Raw genomic sequence first — 14,017 nt, 5'->3', positions numbered from 1 at the left:
GCAGCCTCCCGGTCGGTCAACTGGGTCAAGTCGGTCGAGTCGGTCGAGTCAGTCGAGTCAGTCGAGTCAGTCGAGTCAGTCGAGTCAGTCGAGAATGAAGCCTTCGAGGTACGACGGGTTCGCGCGGTCCAGCATCGACCGGGCCCGCGCGCGGATCTGGGCGTCGCTGTGCTCGCTCTCGGGCAGCAGCCAGAAGCGGTCGGCGCGGACGCCGGACACGACCAGGTCGGCGACGTCCTCGACGGGCGTGAAGCGGACCTCCTGGCCGGCCTCGCGCATGGCGGCCTCCCACTGGCCGAGGCTGCGGTACGGGGTTCTGCGGGGCCGCTGCTTGGCGTAGCGGGCGGGCCGGTTGCGGTGCGACTCCCACAGGCCGGTGCGCAGCATGTGCGGGCCCGGGAAGAGCACGGAGGCGCCCACGCGCGCGTGCTCCGCCCTGAGGTGGGCGTAGAGCGACTCGGTCAGGGTGACGACGGCGGCCTTGGTGACGGCATAGACGGAGGCGGTGGGCAGCGGGGCGATGCCGCCGTCACCGGAGGACGTGTTGACGACATGACCGGGTTGACCCGACTTGATCATCCGTGGCACGAACGCCTGGACGCCGTGGAAGACGCCCCACACGTTGACGTTGAAGGCCCACTGCCAGTCGTTCGGCTCGTGCTCCCACATGCGGCCCTCGGCGCCGGAGCCGACCCCGGCGTTGTTGCACAGCAGGTGCACGGCGCCGTAGGTGTCGTACGCCGACTCGGCGAGAGCGACGACCTGTTCGCGCACGCCGACGTCGACCACGCGCGCGTGCACGTCGGCGCCCGTCGCCCGCAGGTCGGCGGCGGCCTTGTCCAGGGCGGTCTCCTCGACGTCGGCGAGGACGACCTTCAGTCCCTCGGCGGCGAACCGCCGGGCCATGGCGAGGCCGATGCCGCTCGCCGCTCCGGTGACGACGGCCACCTGTCCCGCGCGGAGGTCCATCAGTGACTCCCTTCCGACGGTGCCTCGGAGGCCTGCTCCGGGGGCGCGTCGAGGATCTGAAGAGGGTCGTCGTAGCGCTGGTGGACGTACGGCAGCAGGGCACGCGCGTCGGCGCGTTCGACGACCCGGCCGCTCTGGTCGCTGGTCTTCTCGCCGAGGGTGAGGTCCAGCAGGCGCAGCACCGGGAGGTCGGCCACGGGGTCGTAGGGGGACTCGCGCAGCACGACCTCGCCGGTGACCCGTCGCAGCCGACGTGTCCTCTCGTGGCGGACGCAGTGCACCAGCAAGGGGTCGCCGTCGAAGCCGGACCCGTCGACGGCGGGCAGGAACTTGAAGTAGAAGTCGGTCTTGCGGGACGGCTCCGGCAGGGGCAGGTCGCCGTCGACGGTGCCGCACACCTCCACGAAGTCGATGCCGTGGCGGCCCAGCGCGGCGCGCAGGCCGGACGCGTCGCGGTCGAGCGTCACCTCGCCCAGTTTCTTGGGCTCGCCGAAGACCTCGCGGCCACCGGTGAGGGCGCGCTCGTGGGTCATCGGCATGACCAGCGGGTACCAGCCGTCGACCGCGCCGTGGGCGGCGGCGACCGCGAAGGAGCCCGCGCCCAGCGGGTATCCGGGCAGGTCGACCTTGCTGATGTTCACGCGCGCGAGGGGGCGCGCGGTGGGCTTGAGCGGGGGTGGGAGCACCGCTGCGACCGCGTCCGGGTCGGTCTCCCAGACGGCCACCACACCGGTGGACCAGATGTCGGGGAGCCGTGCGCTCGCGGTGCGGGTGGCGGCTCTCTCCCGCTCGGTCCGTGCGCCGTACCGTACGCGTGCCATACGCCGTACCGCCCTTCTCCCGGGGGCCCCGCCCGCCGGTAGCTGACGAACCGTCACCTGTAACACAGTTACAGCAGAGTCCGTGCCGGGTAAATACGGCCGCACGAAAAGGTGCGAGGGGGATGAACATGGCGAGAGGCGCGCTGTCCCGCGAGGAGGTGCTGGCGGCCGCCGCGGAGCTGGTGAAGCGGCAGGGTCCGGGCGCCCTCACCATGCGCGGGCTGGCCGCCGGGCTGGGCACCGCCGTCACGTCGATCTACTGGCACGTCGGGGGCCGCGAGGCGCTGCTCGACGCCCTGGTGGAGCGCACGGTGGCCGACCTCGGTGAAATCCGTCCGCGCGGGCGTACGCCGGAGCAGCGGGTCGTCTCCGTCGCGCGGGCGCTGCGCCGGCAGTTGCGCGACCACCCGCACCTGGTGGCGCTGGTGCACGAACGCGGGCTGACCGACCGCATGTTCCTGCCGGCCCAGCAGGCCCTGGTGCGCGAGGCGCACGCGGCGGGGCTGCGCGGCGGGCGGGCGGCCGAGTTCGTGCGGGCCGTGCAGTTCCAGGTCGTCGGCCATGTGCTGGTCGAGCGGAACCGGGAGCGCGCCCCGGCGCAGCATCCCGGCGGCGAGGAGCTGTGGCGTGCCGAGGCAGCCGGGGACGACCCGGCCCTGGCCCGTGCACTGTCCCGCCCGCCGGCGGCGGACCGGCTGTTCATGACGTCGGTACGGGCCCTGGTGCGGGGGCTGCTCGCGGGGGACGGAGGCTGACCGGCGGGCCCGAGCCCACGCGCGTGGTGCCCGGCGGGCGCCTGCCTGGCGGGCGCCTGCCCACACGCGCGGAGCGGGGGTGGAGCCGGAGGTGGACCGCACACACGCGGAGCCGCGCACGGCGCCGGCGGTGACCGCACACACGCGCGTGTACGCCCGTGAAAGGCGTCCACGTGTACGACAGTTCATGCCCAGCCGGTACCTGGGGGGCGGGGCTGTCAGTCGTGGCCCGTATCCTCAGTGACCATGCTCGACGACCGTGCGACCGCAGTGTCCTCCCCCACCCAGTGGCCGGCCGCGTATCCCCAGGGATACGCGGTCGTTGACGTGGAGACCACCGGCCTGGCCCGGGACGACCGGATCATCTCGGCGGCCGTCTACCGGCTGGACGCGCGCGGCGAGGTGGAGGACCACTGGTACACGCTGGTCAACCCGGAGCGCGATCCGGGACCCGTGTGGATACACGGTCTGACGAGTGAGGCGCTCGAAGGGGCGCCGCTGTTCCCGGACATCGCCGAGGAGTTCTCCGCCCGGCTCGACGGCCGGGTCCTCGTCGCGCACAACGCGGTCTTCGACTGGCAGATGATCGCGCGGGAGTACGCGCGCGCGAAGCGCCAGGCGCCGGTGCGGCAGCGGCTGTGCACCATCGCGCTCTCCAAGGAGCTGGGGCTGCCGCTGCCCAACCACAAGCTGGAGTCGCTGGCGGCGTACTTCGGGGTCGTCCAGCAGCGGGCGCACCACGCGCTGGACGACGCGCGGGTGCTCGCGGAGGCGTTCCGGCCCAGCCTGCGCAGCGCGGCGGCGAGCGGCGTACGGCTGCCGCTGCTGGAGTGCCGGCCGCTGACGGAGTGGTCGGACACGCCCCGGATCGGCCACCAGGCGAGCGGGGGCTACGGCGGCTACCGGCCGGGCAGTTGGCGGCCGTCCCGAAAGCGCCCGGCCTGCCCGCACCCCAACCCGGGCCGCTACGAAGAGGGCAAACGACTCAAACAGGGCATGCGGGTGGCATTCTCCGGCGACACCTCCGTCGACCGGGAGCTGCTGGAGGACCGGGCCGTCGAGGCCGGGCTGCACGTGGCGACGAGCCTGTCCCGGCTGACCAGCCTGCTGGTCACCAACGACCCCGGGGCGGGCACCTCGAAGACCGTCAAGGCGCGGCAGTACGGCACCCCGATCGTGGACGAGGCGGCTTTCGGGCAGCTCCTGAGGGACGTCGAGCCCGCCGACGGCTGACAGCGCCGGCACGGCTGACAGGGCGAAGGCGGTCGACCGTACGGATGGGTGATTGCCGCGCGACTCGCCCGGCGCCCGCTCGCCCGGGCACCGGTGACGGCTCACCCTGTGGCGCATGGCGAAATGCGAAGTTTGCGGCAATGACTACGGAATGACGTTCGAGGTGCACGCGCAGGGCGCGGTGCACGTCTTCGACTGCTTCTCCTGTGCGATCCACCGCATGGCCCCCATCTGCGAGCACTGCCGGGTGCAGATCATCGGCCAGGGCGTGGAGGCCGACGGCACCTGGTACTGCGGCGCGCACTGCGCCCGGGCCGACGGGAAGACGGGGGTCGTGGACCGGGTGTGACCCGGTACCCGCGCGCATGCGCCCCACGACCCGGAGGTACCGTCGTGGGGTGCACCGTTACCGCTTCCTGCTGAGCCGCCAGTGGGTGATCCTCACCCTCGTCGCGATCGCGCTGATCCCGACGATGATCAGGCTCGGCTTCTGGCAGGGGCACCGGTACGACGAGCGCACCGCACGCAACAACCTGGTCTCCTCGGCGCTGCACGCCAAGCCGGTCCCGGTCGAGGAGCTGTCCTCCCCCGGCCACGCCGTGACCCGCACCGAGAAGTACCGGACGGTCACCGCGACGGGCACCTTCGACACCGCCCACGAACAGGTGGTCCGGCGCCGCACCAACTCCGACGACCAGGTCGGCTTCCACGTCCTGACCCCGTTCGTCCTCGACGACGGCAAGGTGCTGCTGGTCAACCGGGGCTGGATCCCCGCGAACGGCGCGCAGACCGCGTTCCCGAAGATCCCCGCGCCGCCCGCCGGGCGGACCACGATCAAGGGCCGGCTGATGGCGGACGAGACGACCGCGGCGAGCGGCATCAAGAACGTCCAGGGCCTCCCCGACCGGCAGATCATGCTGATCAACAGCGCGGAGGAAGCCCGGCGGCTGCACGCACGCGTGCTGGGCGGCTACGTCGAGCAGATCGCGCCGGAGCCCAAGGGCGGCTCCCCGGAGCAGATCTCCGACCCCGGCAGCGAGGACGCCCCGCTGAACTACGCGTACATGCTCCAGTGGTGGCTGTTCGCCGCGGCGGTACCGGTCGGCTGGTGGTTCCTGCTGCGCCGCGAGATCCGCGACCGCGAGGAGAAGGCGGCCCAGAAGACGCCCGAGGACACGGCGGAGACGCCGGGGCCGGCAGGGCCGGCGGAGACGGACAAGGCCACGGTCTGACGGGCACGATCGGACGGGACACGGTCGCCACTAGTTGGACGGGCCACGCGCGAACAAGCCACGGTCGCCACTAGTTGGACGGGCCACGCGCGAACAAGCCACGGTCGCCACTAGTTGGACGGGCCACGCGCGAACAAGCCACGGTCTGACCGCCGCCCAGCCACCCGTCAGTCAGCCCGCCCGGCATAAGCTCGCCGACCGCGCCAGAGCCGCCAGAGCCCGTCCCCGCGCCCACGACACACCGTAGCCACCGGCGACCCCACCGTGCCGTGACCTGCGCTCCCCTCCCCCCGGCCGCCGGTCTGTGGAAGAGTTGCGCCCCGCCGGGGGCCGGGCCGTGGCGCGCGCCGCGAGCACCCGCCGGCTTCCTGTCCTCCGGACGCGGCCCCCGCGCAACTCTCCGGGGAGGGCACAACCAGGGACGGTGACCCATGGCCGATGGCGCCACCGCGGCGACCTTCCTCGCCGTGATCGGCGGGGCGTCGCTGCTCGCCGTGACCGCGCGCCGGCTACGCCCCAGCGACCGGCTGCCGTCTTTGGAGGGCTGGGCGCTGGCCGACCGCAGCCTGGGCACGGGCTGGATCTGGCTGCTGCTGGGCGGCACGATGTTCACCGCCTACACCTTCACCGCCATCCCCGGCCTGGCCTACGGCAACGGCGCGCCCGCCTTCTTCGCCGTGCCGTACACGGTGATCATGTGCCCGCTCGCCTTCGTGCTGCTGGGCCGGCTGTGGACGGTGGCCCGCCGGCACGGCTACATCACCGTCGCCGACTTCGTGCGCGGCCGGTACGGCTCCCCGCCCCTCGCCCTGGTCGTCGCGCTGACCGGCATCCTGGCGACGATGCCGTACCTGGCGCTGCAACTGCTCGGCATCCGGGCCGTGCTCGCGGCCGGGGGCGTGTACCCGCGGGGCGCGACCGGGGACCTGGTGATGGTGGCGCTGTTCGCGGGGCTCGCGGTGGCCACGTACCGGCACGGGCTGCGGGCGCCTACCGTCATCTCGGCGCTGAAGGCCGTGGCCGTCTTCGTCTCCCTCACGGCCGTGACCTGGCTGGTCCTGGAGCGCTTCCACGGCCCGGGCGGCGTGTTCGACGGGGCGGCGCGCCGGCTGGGCGGGCCCGCGCTGCTGCTCACCCCCGCACAGCAGCCGGCGTACGCCACGCTCGCGCTCGGCTCCGCGCTCGCCCTGCTGATGTACCCGCACGTGCTGACCGTCGGCTTCGCCGCGGACGGCCCGCGGACCCTGCGCCGGACGACCGTGGCCCTGCCCGCCTGGATCGGGCTGCTCGCGATGTTCGGCTTCCTCGGCATCGCGGCCCTCGCCGCCGGGGTGCGGGCGCCCAAGGGCAACGCGGAGGCGGCCGTACCGATGCTGGTGGACCGGCTGATGCCCGGGCCGCTGGCCGGGCTGGTGTTCGGTGCGATCACGGTCGGCGCGCTGGTGCCGGCCGCGGTGATGTCGATCGCGGCCGCCACCAGCTTCGTCCGCAACGTCTACGTCGAGTACGTGCACCCGACGGCCACGCCCAAACGGCAGGTGCGCATCGCCAAGACGGTGTCGCTGACCGCGAAGGTGGGCGCGGTGGCGTTCGTGTTCGGGCTCCGCGACCAGGACGCGATCAACCTGCAACTGCTCGGCGGGGTGTGGATCCTGCAGATCTTCCCGGCGGTGGCGGTCGGCCTCTACACCCGGTGGCTGCATCCGCGGGCGCTGCTGGCCGGCTGGGGCGCGGGCATGCTGGCCGGCACGTTCCTGGTGGTCCGGCAGGGCTTCTCGCCGATCGTTCCGCTGGGCAGCGGGGCGCCCGCCGTCTACGCGGGTCTCCTCGCCCTGGCGCTCAACCTGCTCGTCGCCGTGGCCACGACCCCGGTTCTGGCCCGGCTGGGCGTCCCGCGCGGCGCCGATCTGACCGACCTGCCCGCGCGCCTGACCGTCCGGCGGCGCCCCGAGACGGGAGCGAACAACCCGTGAGACAGCACCTGAGACCCGGCGCCGGCACGCCCGCGCCGGCATCCCTGGCCCCCGCGGCCGCCGACCCGGCCGACGTGGAGCGCGAGGCCGGGGTCGCCCGGCTGTTCGAGCGGCACTACACCTCGATGCTGCGGCTCGCCGTGCTGCTCGGCGCCGACGACCCGGAGAACGTGGTCGCCGAGGCGTACTACCAGATCTACCGCAAGTGGCGGCGCCTCAGGGACACCGAGGCCGCCGAGGCCTATCTGCGCTCCACCGTCTGCAATCTGACCCGGATGCGGATACGCCACCTCCAGGTGGCCCGCCGGCACGAGGAGCAGCCGGTGCCCGAGCCGGTGGCCTCCGCCGAGAGCACCGCGCTGCTCCACGACGACCAGCGCGTACTGATCGGCGCGCTGCAGCAGCTGCCCGCCCGGCAGCGCGAGGCGCTGGTGCTGCGGCACTGGCTCGGCCTGAAGGAGAGCGAGATCGCCGCGGCGATGGGCATCTCCTGCGGCTCGGTCAAGACCCACACCTCACGCGGCATCGCCGCCCTGACCCAGGCGATGGAGGCCCGGCGATGAACGACACCGGCCCTGACCGCACCGAGCGGGACCTCGCGGACGCGCTCGCCGCGCTGGCCGGCGGGGTGCACGCCGCCCCCGACGCCTACCGCACGGCCCGCGGGGAATGGCTGCGCCGCGAACGCCGCCGCCGTCTCGTCCTCGCCGTCCTCGTCGCGGTCGTCTTCGCCGTGGCGGTCCTGATCGGCCTGTGGGTGCTCAACCGGGCGCCGTCCGGCCCGGGCGTGGTCTTCTCGGGACCGGGGGCGACGGTCTCCGCGCCGGCACCCCCCGGCCCGGCGTCCGGCGCCCCGGGCTGATCGTCCCGAACCCGGCACCCCCCGGCCCGGCGTCCCGTGTCCAGCGTCCCCCGGAGTGATCGTCCCCGACCGTCACTCCCCGGGCCGGTGCCGGGTCCCCCCGGATGATCGTCCGGTCCCCGTCACTCCCCCGGCCCACCACCTGATTGGCCCCCTCCCACTCCGGGAAGCCGCACCCCGTGAACGCGCGTATCGAGGACTACGCCCTCATCGGTGACGAACAGACCGCGGCCCTGGTCGGCAGGGACGGCTCGATCGACTGGCTGTGCCTGCCCCGGTTCGACTCCGCCGCGTGCTTCGCCAGGATCCTGGGCGACGAGAACAACGGCCACTGGCGGATCGCCCCCAAGGGGGCGGACACCTGCACCCGCCGCGCCTACCGGAGCGACACGCTGGTCCTCGACACCGAGTGGGAGACCGGCGAGGGCACGGTGCGCGTCACCGACCTGATGCCCCAGCGGGAGCGGGCCCCCGACGTCGTACGCGTCGTGGAGGGGGTCAGCGGGCGCGTCACCGTCGTCAGCACGCTGCGGCTGCGCTTCGACTACGGCTCGGTCGTCCCCTGGATGCGCCGCTCCGACGGCCACCGGGTCGCCGTCGCCGGACCGGACTCCGTGTGGCTGCGGTCCGAACCGGCCGTGCGCACCTGGGGCGAGGACTTCGGCACGCACTCGGAGTTCACCGTCGAACCCGGCGAACAGGTGGCGTTCGTGCTCACCTGGCATCCCTCGCACGAGCCCCGGCCCCCGCTCATCGACCCGTACGAGGCGGTGCGCACCAGCGTCACGGACTGGCGGCGCTGGGCCGCGCGCTGCCGCTACGACGGGCCGTACCGGGACGCCGTCGTGCGCTCCCTGATCACCCTGAAGGCCCTCACCTACGCCCCGACCGGCGGGATCGTCGCCGCCCCCACCACCTCGCTGCCGGAGAAGCCGGGCGGCGTGCGCAACTGGGACTACCGCTACTGCTGGCTGCGCGACTCCACCCTGACCCTCAACGCCCTGCTGGCCGCCGGCTACCAGGACGAGGCCGAGGCATGGCGCGACTGGCTGCTCCGCGCCGTCGCGGGCGACCCGGCGGACCTGCAGATCATGTACGGCGTGGCGGGCGAACGACGGCTCCCGGAGACCGAGTTGCCCTGGCTGACCGGGTTCGCGGGCTCGACGCCGGTGCGGACCGGCAACGGCGCCGTCGACCAGCTCCAGCTCGACGTGTACGGCGAGGTGATGGACTCCCTGTGGCTGGCCCGCGCCTCCGGACTGCCCACCAAGCCGCACATGTGGTCCCTGCAGCGCGCGCTCCTGGGGTTCCTGGAGAAGGCGTGGCGGCAGCCGGACGAGGGGCTGTGGGAGGTGCGCGGCGGCCGGCGTCACTTCGTGCACTCCAAGGTGATGGTGTGGGTGGCCGCCGACCGCGCCGTACGCACCCTGGAACGCTACCCGGACCTGCGGGGTGACCTGGAGGGCTGGCGCACGCTGCGCGACGAGGTGCACCGCGAGGTGTGCGAGAAGGGCTACGACGCCGCACGCAACACCTTCACCCAGTACTACGGCTCGGCCGGACTGGACGCCGCGCTGCTGCTGATCCCCCGCGTCGGCTTCCTGCCGCCCGACGACCCGCGCGTCGCCGGCACGGTCGACGCGATCCGCGCCGACCTCGGCCACGGCGGCTTCCTGCGCCGCTACGACACGGACCCCGACGGCCCGGTCGTAGACGGCCTGCCGAGGACCGGCGAGGGCGCCTTCCTCGCCTGCTCGTTCTGGCTCGCCGACGCCCTGCACCTGACGGGCCGTACGGAGGAGGCGCGCGAGCTGTTCGACCGGCTCGCCGGGCTCGTCAACGACGTCGGGCTGCTGGCCGAGGAGTACGACCCGGTGGGCGGGTGCCAGGTGGGCAACTTCCCGCAGGCGTTCAGCCACATCGCCCTGGTGAACACCTCGCTCGCCCTGTTCGGCGGCGGGGACGGGAAGGCAGGATAGGGGCCATGGATCTTGGACTGAAGGACCGGGTGTACGTCGTCACGGGTGCCACCCGGGGGCTGGGCAACGCCGCCGCGCGGGAGCTGGTCGCCGACGGGGCGAAGGTGGTGATCACCGGCCGGGACGAGAAGCGGGTCGCCGACGCCGCCGCCGAACTCGGGCCGGACGCGGTGGGCGTGGCCGTCGACAACTCCGACGCGGGGGCGCCCGAGCGGCTCGTCGCGGCCGCGCGGGAGCACTTCGGCGGCTTCCACGGCGTGCTCATCAGCGTCGGCGGCCCGCCGCCCGGCTTCGTCGCCGACAACACCGACGAGCAGTGGCGCGACGCCTTCGAGTCCGTGTTCCTCGGCGCGGTCCGGCTCGCCCGCAAGGCCGCGGACGAGCTGGAGGCGGGCGGTGTCATCGGGTTCGTGCTGTCCGCGTCGGTGCACGAGCCGATCCCCGCGCTGACCGTGTCCAACGGACTGCGGCCCGGTCTCGCCGGGTTCGCGAAGTCGATCGCCGACGAGCTGGGGCCGCGCGGCATCCGTGTGGTCGGGCTGCTGCCGTCCCGCATCGACACGGACCGCGTGCGCGAGCTGGACGGGCTGTCCGCGGACCCGGAGGCCACCCGGGCCGCCAACGAGTCCCGGATCCCGCTGCGCCGCTACGGCACGCCCGAGGAGTTCGGCCGTACCGCGGCGTTCCTGCTCTCCCCCGCGGCCTCCTACCTGACCGGGATCATGCTGCCCGTGGACGGCGGCATGCGGCACGGGTTCTGAGCACCTGACGGTACGTGTCCTGGCTCAACTGACCCGCTCCGGGCGGTGTCTGACACCGCTGAGGCGCACCTCCGCCGGGAGGGCGGGCAGGCCCGCCGACGTGCGGGCGTGCGCCAGGGCTCCGGTCGTGAAGTCCGTCAGCGCGGTGGCCGGGGCCGCGTCGGGGTCCAGCCGGAGTCCGGCCCTGACCGCGGGTGCGCCCCGGCGGCCGCGGGTCAGCAGGACCTCGGCGTGGGCCACGCCGTCCTGCCGGCCGGCCTCGGCGGCCAGGGCCGACTCCAGCGCCCTGGTCCGCAGCCGGGCGGCGTCGCCGTCGCCGGTGTCGACGGTGATCTCGCCCTGCCGGCGCCGGCGCAGCAGCGCGGTCAGCCACCACAGGGCCAGCAGGACGAGGACGGCCAGCCCTCCGAGGACGGCCGGCCACCACCAGCCGGCGTCCCGCCAGCGGGTGCATTCGGCCCGGGTCAGCAGCACGTCGTGCGAGCCGGTGTACGGCCACCAGGACGGCACGGACGCGCCCAGGCCGACGGCCAGCACGGACCCGCCCACCACGAGGAGCAGCAGGCCCGTGATCCCGGTCAGCACACGGTTGACGGTGCCCCTGCGCACGGTCTCACCCCTTCCGTCCGGGCCGTGCGACGCGCACGGACAGCGCCGGTGGCCGGTCCAGGCCGAGGGCCCGTGCGGCGTCGGCGAGCGAGGTGTCCAGATCGGCGTGTACGTCGTCCAGGTCGCGGAAGTGCGAGACGGCCCGCACGTCGGCCTTCCCGCGCCCCATCCGGACCCGCACGGCGCGGACGCCGGGGACCTCCAGGGCCCGGTCGCGCAGCACCAGGGCGGCCGCGTCGCGCCGGAGGGCGGCCCGGACGTCGGGGTGCGGGCGGCGCATCGGCAGCAGGTCCCGCAGTCCCGGAGTCACCGCGAGGCCGACCAGCCACAGGCCGAGCGCGGCGGCGACACCGGCGCCGACCAGCACCCAGGTGTCGTCCAGGGGCCGCTCGGCGAGCTGCCGGGCGAGGGCGCGGCGCCAGCGCATCGCCGGCCGGTGGGCGCGCACGGCGGCGATGTCGTACAGGAAGACACCGGCCACGACCAGGACGGCCAGGGCGACGATCCCGGCGGGCACCCGCCGCGCCGACCAGAACCGGCCGCTGCCGCGCAGCGCCGGTTCCGGGGTGCCGGGCGCCTTCTCCAGGTCGGTGGGCCCGGGAACGTCCGTCCCGGGTCCGGGGGGCTCGCTCATCGCGCCCTCCCCCGGTCCGCGTCCGGCGCGGGCACCAGGTGCAGCCGCTCCACCTGGACGGCCACCTCCGGCACGTCCATCCGCACCAGCTCCCGCACCCGTTCGACGACCCGGCGGCGCACGGCGGCGCAGCAGGCACCGATGTCACAGGGATAGCCGAGTTCGAGGTGGACCCGGACGCGCGCGGTGTCGTGGCGGACGACGACGTTGGCGTACGGCCCGGTGGCGTCCGCCGGGAGCGGTGCCAGCGCCTCACGGGCGGCCTGGCCGGCGATCTTGGCCACGACCCGGTCGGCGATCCGGGTCGCGCCGCGCTCTCCCGGTGCCACACGGTCCGCGGCGCTGCGTGCCGCGGACGTCCCGGCGCTCACCGGTGTCACCGCCGCCGGTCGCGCCGGTCGTCACGCATGCGGAAGAACTCGCCGAGTTCCAGCTCGCCCTCCAGGAACCGGCCCGCCACGAATCCGACGGCGCCGAGCGCCGCCACCACCAGGAAGGCCCCGAAGCCCCCGAACCAGCCGGCGAAGCCCAGTGCCATCCCGGCGAACATGCCGATCACGGCGGTACTCATGCGGCGCTCCTCGAATGGGTCAGGCGTGCGTGGTCAGGGCCTTTTCCGGGGGCGGACGCCCCGTTCACTGGATGCGGGGCGGCTCCGGTTCCTCGTCCTCTTCGTCCGGGAGTTTGACGTCGCTCACCGCGATGTTGACCTCGACGACCTCAAGTCCGGTCATCCGCTCCACGGCGGCGATCACGTTCTCCCGGACGGCGCGGGCGACGTCGGCGATCGACACGCCGTAGTCCACGACGATCTCCAGGTCGAGCGCGGTCTGCACCTCGCCGACCTCGGCCTTCACACCCCGGGTCACCGACTTCGACCCGCCCGGCACCCGGTCCCGTACGGCCCCGAAGGTCCGCGCCAGTCCGCTGCCCAGGGCATGGACGCCGACGACATCCCGGGCGGCCAGGCCGGCGATCTTCTCCACGACGCCGTCGGCGATGGTGGTACGCCCCCGGAGCCCGGGGTCGCCGCCGCCGCGCCGTGGCGCCTTGCGGGTGGACACCCCGGCTTCGCCGCCACCGTCCGGGTTCGTCGTCATGTCACTCATCGCCGCACGTCCCTTCGGCTCATCGCCCCCCGGCCACCGTAAGCAAAAATCCCCCCACCCGCCCCACGAACGCCCTCTCTGTGGGCAGGCGTTCCGCAGGGCGACGGGGGTCCCCCGCCCGAGCGAAGCCGAGGGTGGGGGAGGGTGGGCACAGCGAACAACGCCGGGTGCCGGTTCAGCGCCGGTTCACTGGCCGAGGCCGGCCAGCCCTGGGTTCATTCGCCGAGCCCGGCCAGCTCCCGCAACCGCCGCCCCTGAGCAGCCCGCTCAGCAGCCCGCTGCTCGTCGTAGGAACGGCCGGCAACCCCCCGCAACAACGCCTTGGTCTCAGCGACAGCGTCCCGCGGAGCGCCAAGCACCGCCGCCGCAAGATCCCGCACCGCCCCCTCCAGCTCCCCCGCCGGCACCGCGAGGTTCGCCAGCCCGGACGCCACCGCCTCCTCCGCCTGCACGAACCGCCCGGTCACGCAGATCTCCAGCGCGCGGGCATACCCGACCAGCCCGACCAGCGGATGCGTGCCGGTCAGGTCGGGGACGAGGCCCAGGCTGGTCTCGCGCATGGCGAACTGCACGTCATCGGCGACGACCCGCAGATCGCACGCCAGCGCGAGCTGGAAGCCGGCCCCGATGGCGTGCCCCTGGACGGCGGCGATAGACACGATGTCGTTGCGCCGCCACCAGGTGAACGCCTCTTGGAATTCGGCGATGGTCGCGTCGAGCCCGGCGTCGTCACGGCGCGCGAGATCGATGAAGGACGGCTCGCCCTCGATCCCCTCCGGGGTGAACATCTGACGGTCCAGCCCGGCGGAGAAGGAACGGCCCTCGCCGCGCAGCACCACGACACGGACGGTGCCCGGCAGCAGCCGGCCCGCCTCGGCCAGCGCCCGCCACAAAGCGGGGCTCTGCGCGTTGCGCTTGGCCGGATTGGTCAGCGTCACCGTCGCGAGCGCGTCGTCGACGGTGAGCCGTACGCCGTCCTTGTCGAGTACAGGAGCGAGGTCCTGGTCGGGCGAAGCCATGGGGCGCCTCCGATGGGTGCGGTCATCCACGCGGTGCCGTACTGCACGCACGGCATGCTAA

17 protein-coding genes are annotated in these 14,017 nt (G+C 73.9%); 9 read left to right on the top strand and 8 right to left on the bottom strand.

What is annotated here, in order from left to right; all coding sequences use genetic code 11:
- Positions 1 to 84: 84 nt before the first annotated feature.
- Both DBP14_RS27870 and DBP14_RS27865 read right to left on the bottom strand, forming a co-directional pair.
- On the bottom strand, positions 85 to 969 hold the full coding sequence (locus tag DBP14_RS27870; protein WP_129309857.1) for an SDR family NAD(P)-dependent oxidoreductase: 885 nt from the start codon (positions 967 to 969) through the stop codon (positions 85 to 87).
- The gene (locus DBP14_RS27865) at positions 969 to 1,790 is read right to left on the bottom strand and encodes an acetoacetate decarboxylase family protein (RefSeq protein WP_129309856.1); all 822 of its coding nucleotides are present in this window, start codon (positions 1,788 to 1,790) and stop codon (positions 969 to 971) included. The genes DBP14_RS27870 and DBP14_RS27865 overlap by 1 nt, the downstream gene beginning before the upstream one ends.
- 128 nt (positions 1,791 to 1,918) lie before the next feature.
- On the opposite strand from DBP14_RS27865, the gene DBP14_RS27860 reads away from it, so the two are divergent.
- From DBP14_RS27860 to DBP14_RS27820, 9 genes are all read left to right on the top strand, one after another.
- Positions 1,919 to 2,545: a TetR/AcrR family transcriptional regulator gene (locus DBP14_RS27860; RefSeq protein WP_129312123.1), complete on the top strand. Its 627-nt coding sequence runs from the start codon at positions 1,919 to 1,921 to the stop codon at positions 2,543 to 2,545.
- Between the two features lie 246 nt (positions 2,546 to 2,791).
- Positions 2,792 to 3,778, top strand: coding sequence for a DEDDh family exonuclease (locus tag DBP14_RS27855; RefSeq protein WP_129309855.1), 987 nt, complete (start codon positions 2,792 to 2,794; stop codon positions 3,776 to 3,778).
- Positions 3,779 to 3,893: 115 nt separating this feature from the next.
- Complete coding sequence (locus DBP14_RS27850) at positions 3,894 to 4,127, top strand: hypothetical protein (protein ID WP_129309854.1); 234 nt, start codon at positions 3,894 to 3,896, stop codon at positions 4,125 to 4,127.
- A gap of 16 nt (positions 4,128 to 4,143) precedes the next feature.
- Positions 4,144 to 5,010, top strand: coding sequence for an SURF1 family protein (locus DBP14_RS27845; RefSeq protein WP_164992419.1), 867 nt, complete (start codon positions 4,144 to 4,146; stop codon positions 5,008 to 5,010).
- 431 nt (positions 5,011 to 5,441) lie between these two features.
- Entirely contained in the window at positions 5,442 to 6,983 is a 1,542-nt protein-coding gene (locus tag DBP14_RS27840; RefSeq protein WP_129309852.1) for a sodium:solute symporter, read from the top strand.
- 8 nt (positions 6,984 to 6,991) lie between these two features.
- Positions 6,992 to 7,546, top strand: coding sequence for a SigE family RNA polymerase sigma factor (locus DBP14_RS27835; RefSeq protein WP_241741293.1), 555 nt, complete (start codon positions 6,992 to 6,994; stop codon positions 7,544 to 7,546).
- Positions 7,543 to 7,845, top strand: a complete 303-nt coding sequence (locus DBP14_RS27830) for a hypothetical protein (protein ID WP_129309850.1) — start codon at positions 7,543 to 7,545, stop codon at positions 7,843 to 7,845. The genes DBP14_RS27835 and DBP14_RS27830 overlap by 4 nt, the downstream gene beginning before the upstream one ends.
- Before the next feature lie 179 nt (positions 7,846 to 8,024).
- Entirely contained in the window at positions 8,025 to 9,824 is a 1,800-nt protein-coding gene (locus DBP14_RS27825) for a glycoside hydrolase family 15 protein (protein ID WP_129309849.1), read from the top strand.
- A 5-nt stretch (positions 9,825 to 9,829) separates the two neighbouring features.
- Entirely contained in the window at positions 9,830 to 10,585 is a 756-nt protein-coding gene (locus DBP14_RS27820) for an SDR family oxidoreductase (protein WP_129309848.1), read from the top strand.
- Between the two features lie 24 nt (positions 10,586 to 10,609).
- Here DBP14_RS27820 and amaP read toward each other — a convergent pair whose 3' ends face one another.
- The 6 genes from amaP to DBP14_RS27790 all read right to left on the bottom strand — a co-directional run bounded on the left by amaP (position 10,610) and on the right by DBP14_RS27790 (position 13,956).
- Positions 10,610 to 11,194, bottom strand: a complete 585-nt coding sequence (gene amaP / locus DBP14_RS27815; RefSeq protein WP_129309847.1) for an alkaline shock response membrane anchor protein AmaP — start codon at positions 11,192 to 11,194, stop codon at positions 10,610 to 10,612.
- 4 nt (positions 11,195 to 11,198) lie between these two features.
- Positions 11,199 to 11,828 (bottom strand): DUF6286 domain-containing protein, encoded by a 630-nt coding sequence (locus DBP14_RS27810; protein ID WP_129309846.1) that lies wholly within the window; start codon positions 11,826 to 11,828, stop codon positions 11,199 to 11,201.
- Entirely contained in the window at positions 11,825 to 12,199 is a 375-nt protein-coding gene (locus DBP14_RS27805) for an Asp23/Gls24 family envelope stress response protein (RefSeq protein ID WP_206739368.1), read from the bottom strand. The genes DBP14_RS27810 and DBP14_RS27805 overlap by 4 nt, the downstream gene beginning before the upstream one ends.
- Positions 12,200 to 12,204: 5 nt before the next feature.
- The gene (locus DBP14_RS27800; protein WP_129309844.1) at positions 12,205 to 12,399 is read right to left on the bottom strand and encodes a hypothetical protein; all 195 of its coding nucleotides are present in this window, start codon (positions 12,397 to 12,399) and stop codon (positions 12,205 to 12,207) included.
- Between the two features lie 64 nt (positions 12,400 to 12,463).
- Positions 12,464 to 12,937, bottom strand: a complete 474-nt coding sequence (locus tag DBP14_RS27795; protein ID WP_129309843.1) for an Asp23/Gls24 family envelope stress response protein — start codon at positions 12,935 to 12,937, stop codon at positions 12,464 to 12,466.
- Between the two features lie 215 nt (positions 12,938 to 13,152).
- Positions 13,153 to 13,956 (bottom strand): enoyl-CoA hydratase/isomerase family protein, encoded by an 804-nt coding sequence (locus DBP14_RS27790; RefSeq protein WP_129309842.1) that lies wholly within the window; start codon positions 13,954 to 13,956, stop codon positions 13,153 to 13,155.
- Positions 13,957 to 14,017: the final 61 nt, after the last annotated feature.

Source organism: Streptomyces sp. L2, from assembly GCF_004124325.1.
In the GTDB taxonomy this organism is placed as follows: Bacteria; Actinomycetota; Actinomycetes; order Streptomycetales; family Streptomycetaceae; genus Streptomyces.
The sequence above is the reverse complement of the archived record's forward strand: the minus strand, read 5'-3'. Positions and strand labels throughout refer to the sequence as shown.

Bases quoted from the DNA above. Each gene is read 5' to 3' on its own strand.
- DBP14_RS27795 (WP_129309843.1), bottom strand. From the start codon at position 12,937: ATGAGTGACATGACGACGAACCCGGACGGTGGCGGCGAAGCCGGGGTG.
- DBP14_RS27870 (WP_129309857.1), bottom strand. From the start codon at position 969: ATGGACCTCCGCGCGGGACAGGTGGCCGTCGTCACCGGAGCGGCGAGC.
- DBP14_RS27790 (WP_129309842.1), bottom strand. From the start codon at position 13,956: ATGGCTTCGCCCGACCAGGACCTCGCTCCTGTACTCGACAAGGACGGC.
- DBP14_RS27855 (WP_129309855.1), top strand. From the start codon at position 2,792: ATGCTCGACGACCGTGCGACCGCAGTGTCCTCCCCCACCCAGTGGCCG.
- DBP14_RS27850 (WP_129309854.1), top strand. From the start codon at position 3,894: ATGGCGAAATGCGAAGTTTGCGGCAATGACTACGGAATGACGTTCGAG.
- DBP14_RS27820 (WP_129309848.1), top strand. From the start codon at position 9,830: ATGGATCTTGGACTGAAGGACCGGGTGTACGTCGTCACGGGTGCCACC.
- DBP14_RS27845 (WP_164992419.1), top strand. From the start codon at position 4,144: ATGCGCCCCACGACCCGGAGGTACCGTCGTGGGGTGCACCGTTACCGC.
- DBP14_RS27810 (WP_129309846.1), bottom strand. From the start codon at position 11,828: ATGAGCGAGCCCCCCGGACCCGGGACGGACGTTCCCGGGCCCACCGAC.
- DBP14_RS27840 (WP_129309852.1), top strand. From the start codon at position 5,442: ATGGCCGATGGCGCCACCGCGGCGACCTTCCTCGCCGTGATCGGCGGG.
- DBP14_RS27800 (WP_129309844.1), bottom strand. From the start codon at position 12,399: ATGAGTACCGCCGTGATCGGCATGTTCGCCGGGATGGCACTGGGCTTC.
- DBP14_RS27860 (WP_129312123.1), top strand. From the start codon at position 1,919: ATGGCGAGAGGCGCGCTGTCCCGCGAGGAGGTGCTGGCGGCCGCCGCG.
- DBP14_RS27865 (WP_129309856.1), bottom strand. From the start codon at position 1,790: ATGGCACGCGTACGGTACGGCGCACGGACCGAGCGGGAGAGAGCCGCC.
- DBP14_RS27830 (WP_129309850.1), top strand. From the start codon at position 7,543: ATGAACGACACCGGCCCTGACCGCACCGAGCGGGACCTCGCGGACGCG.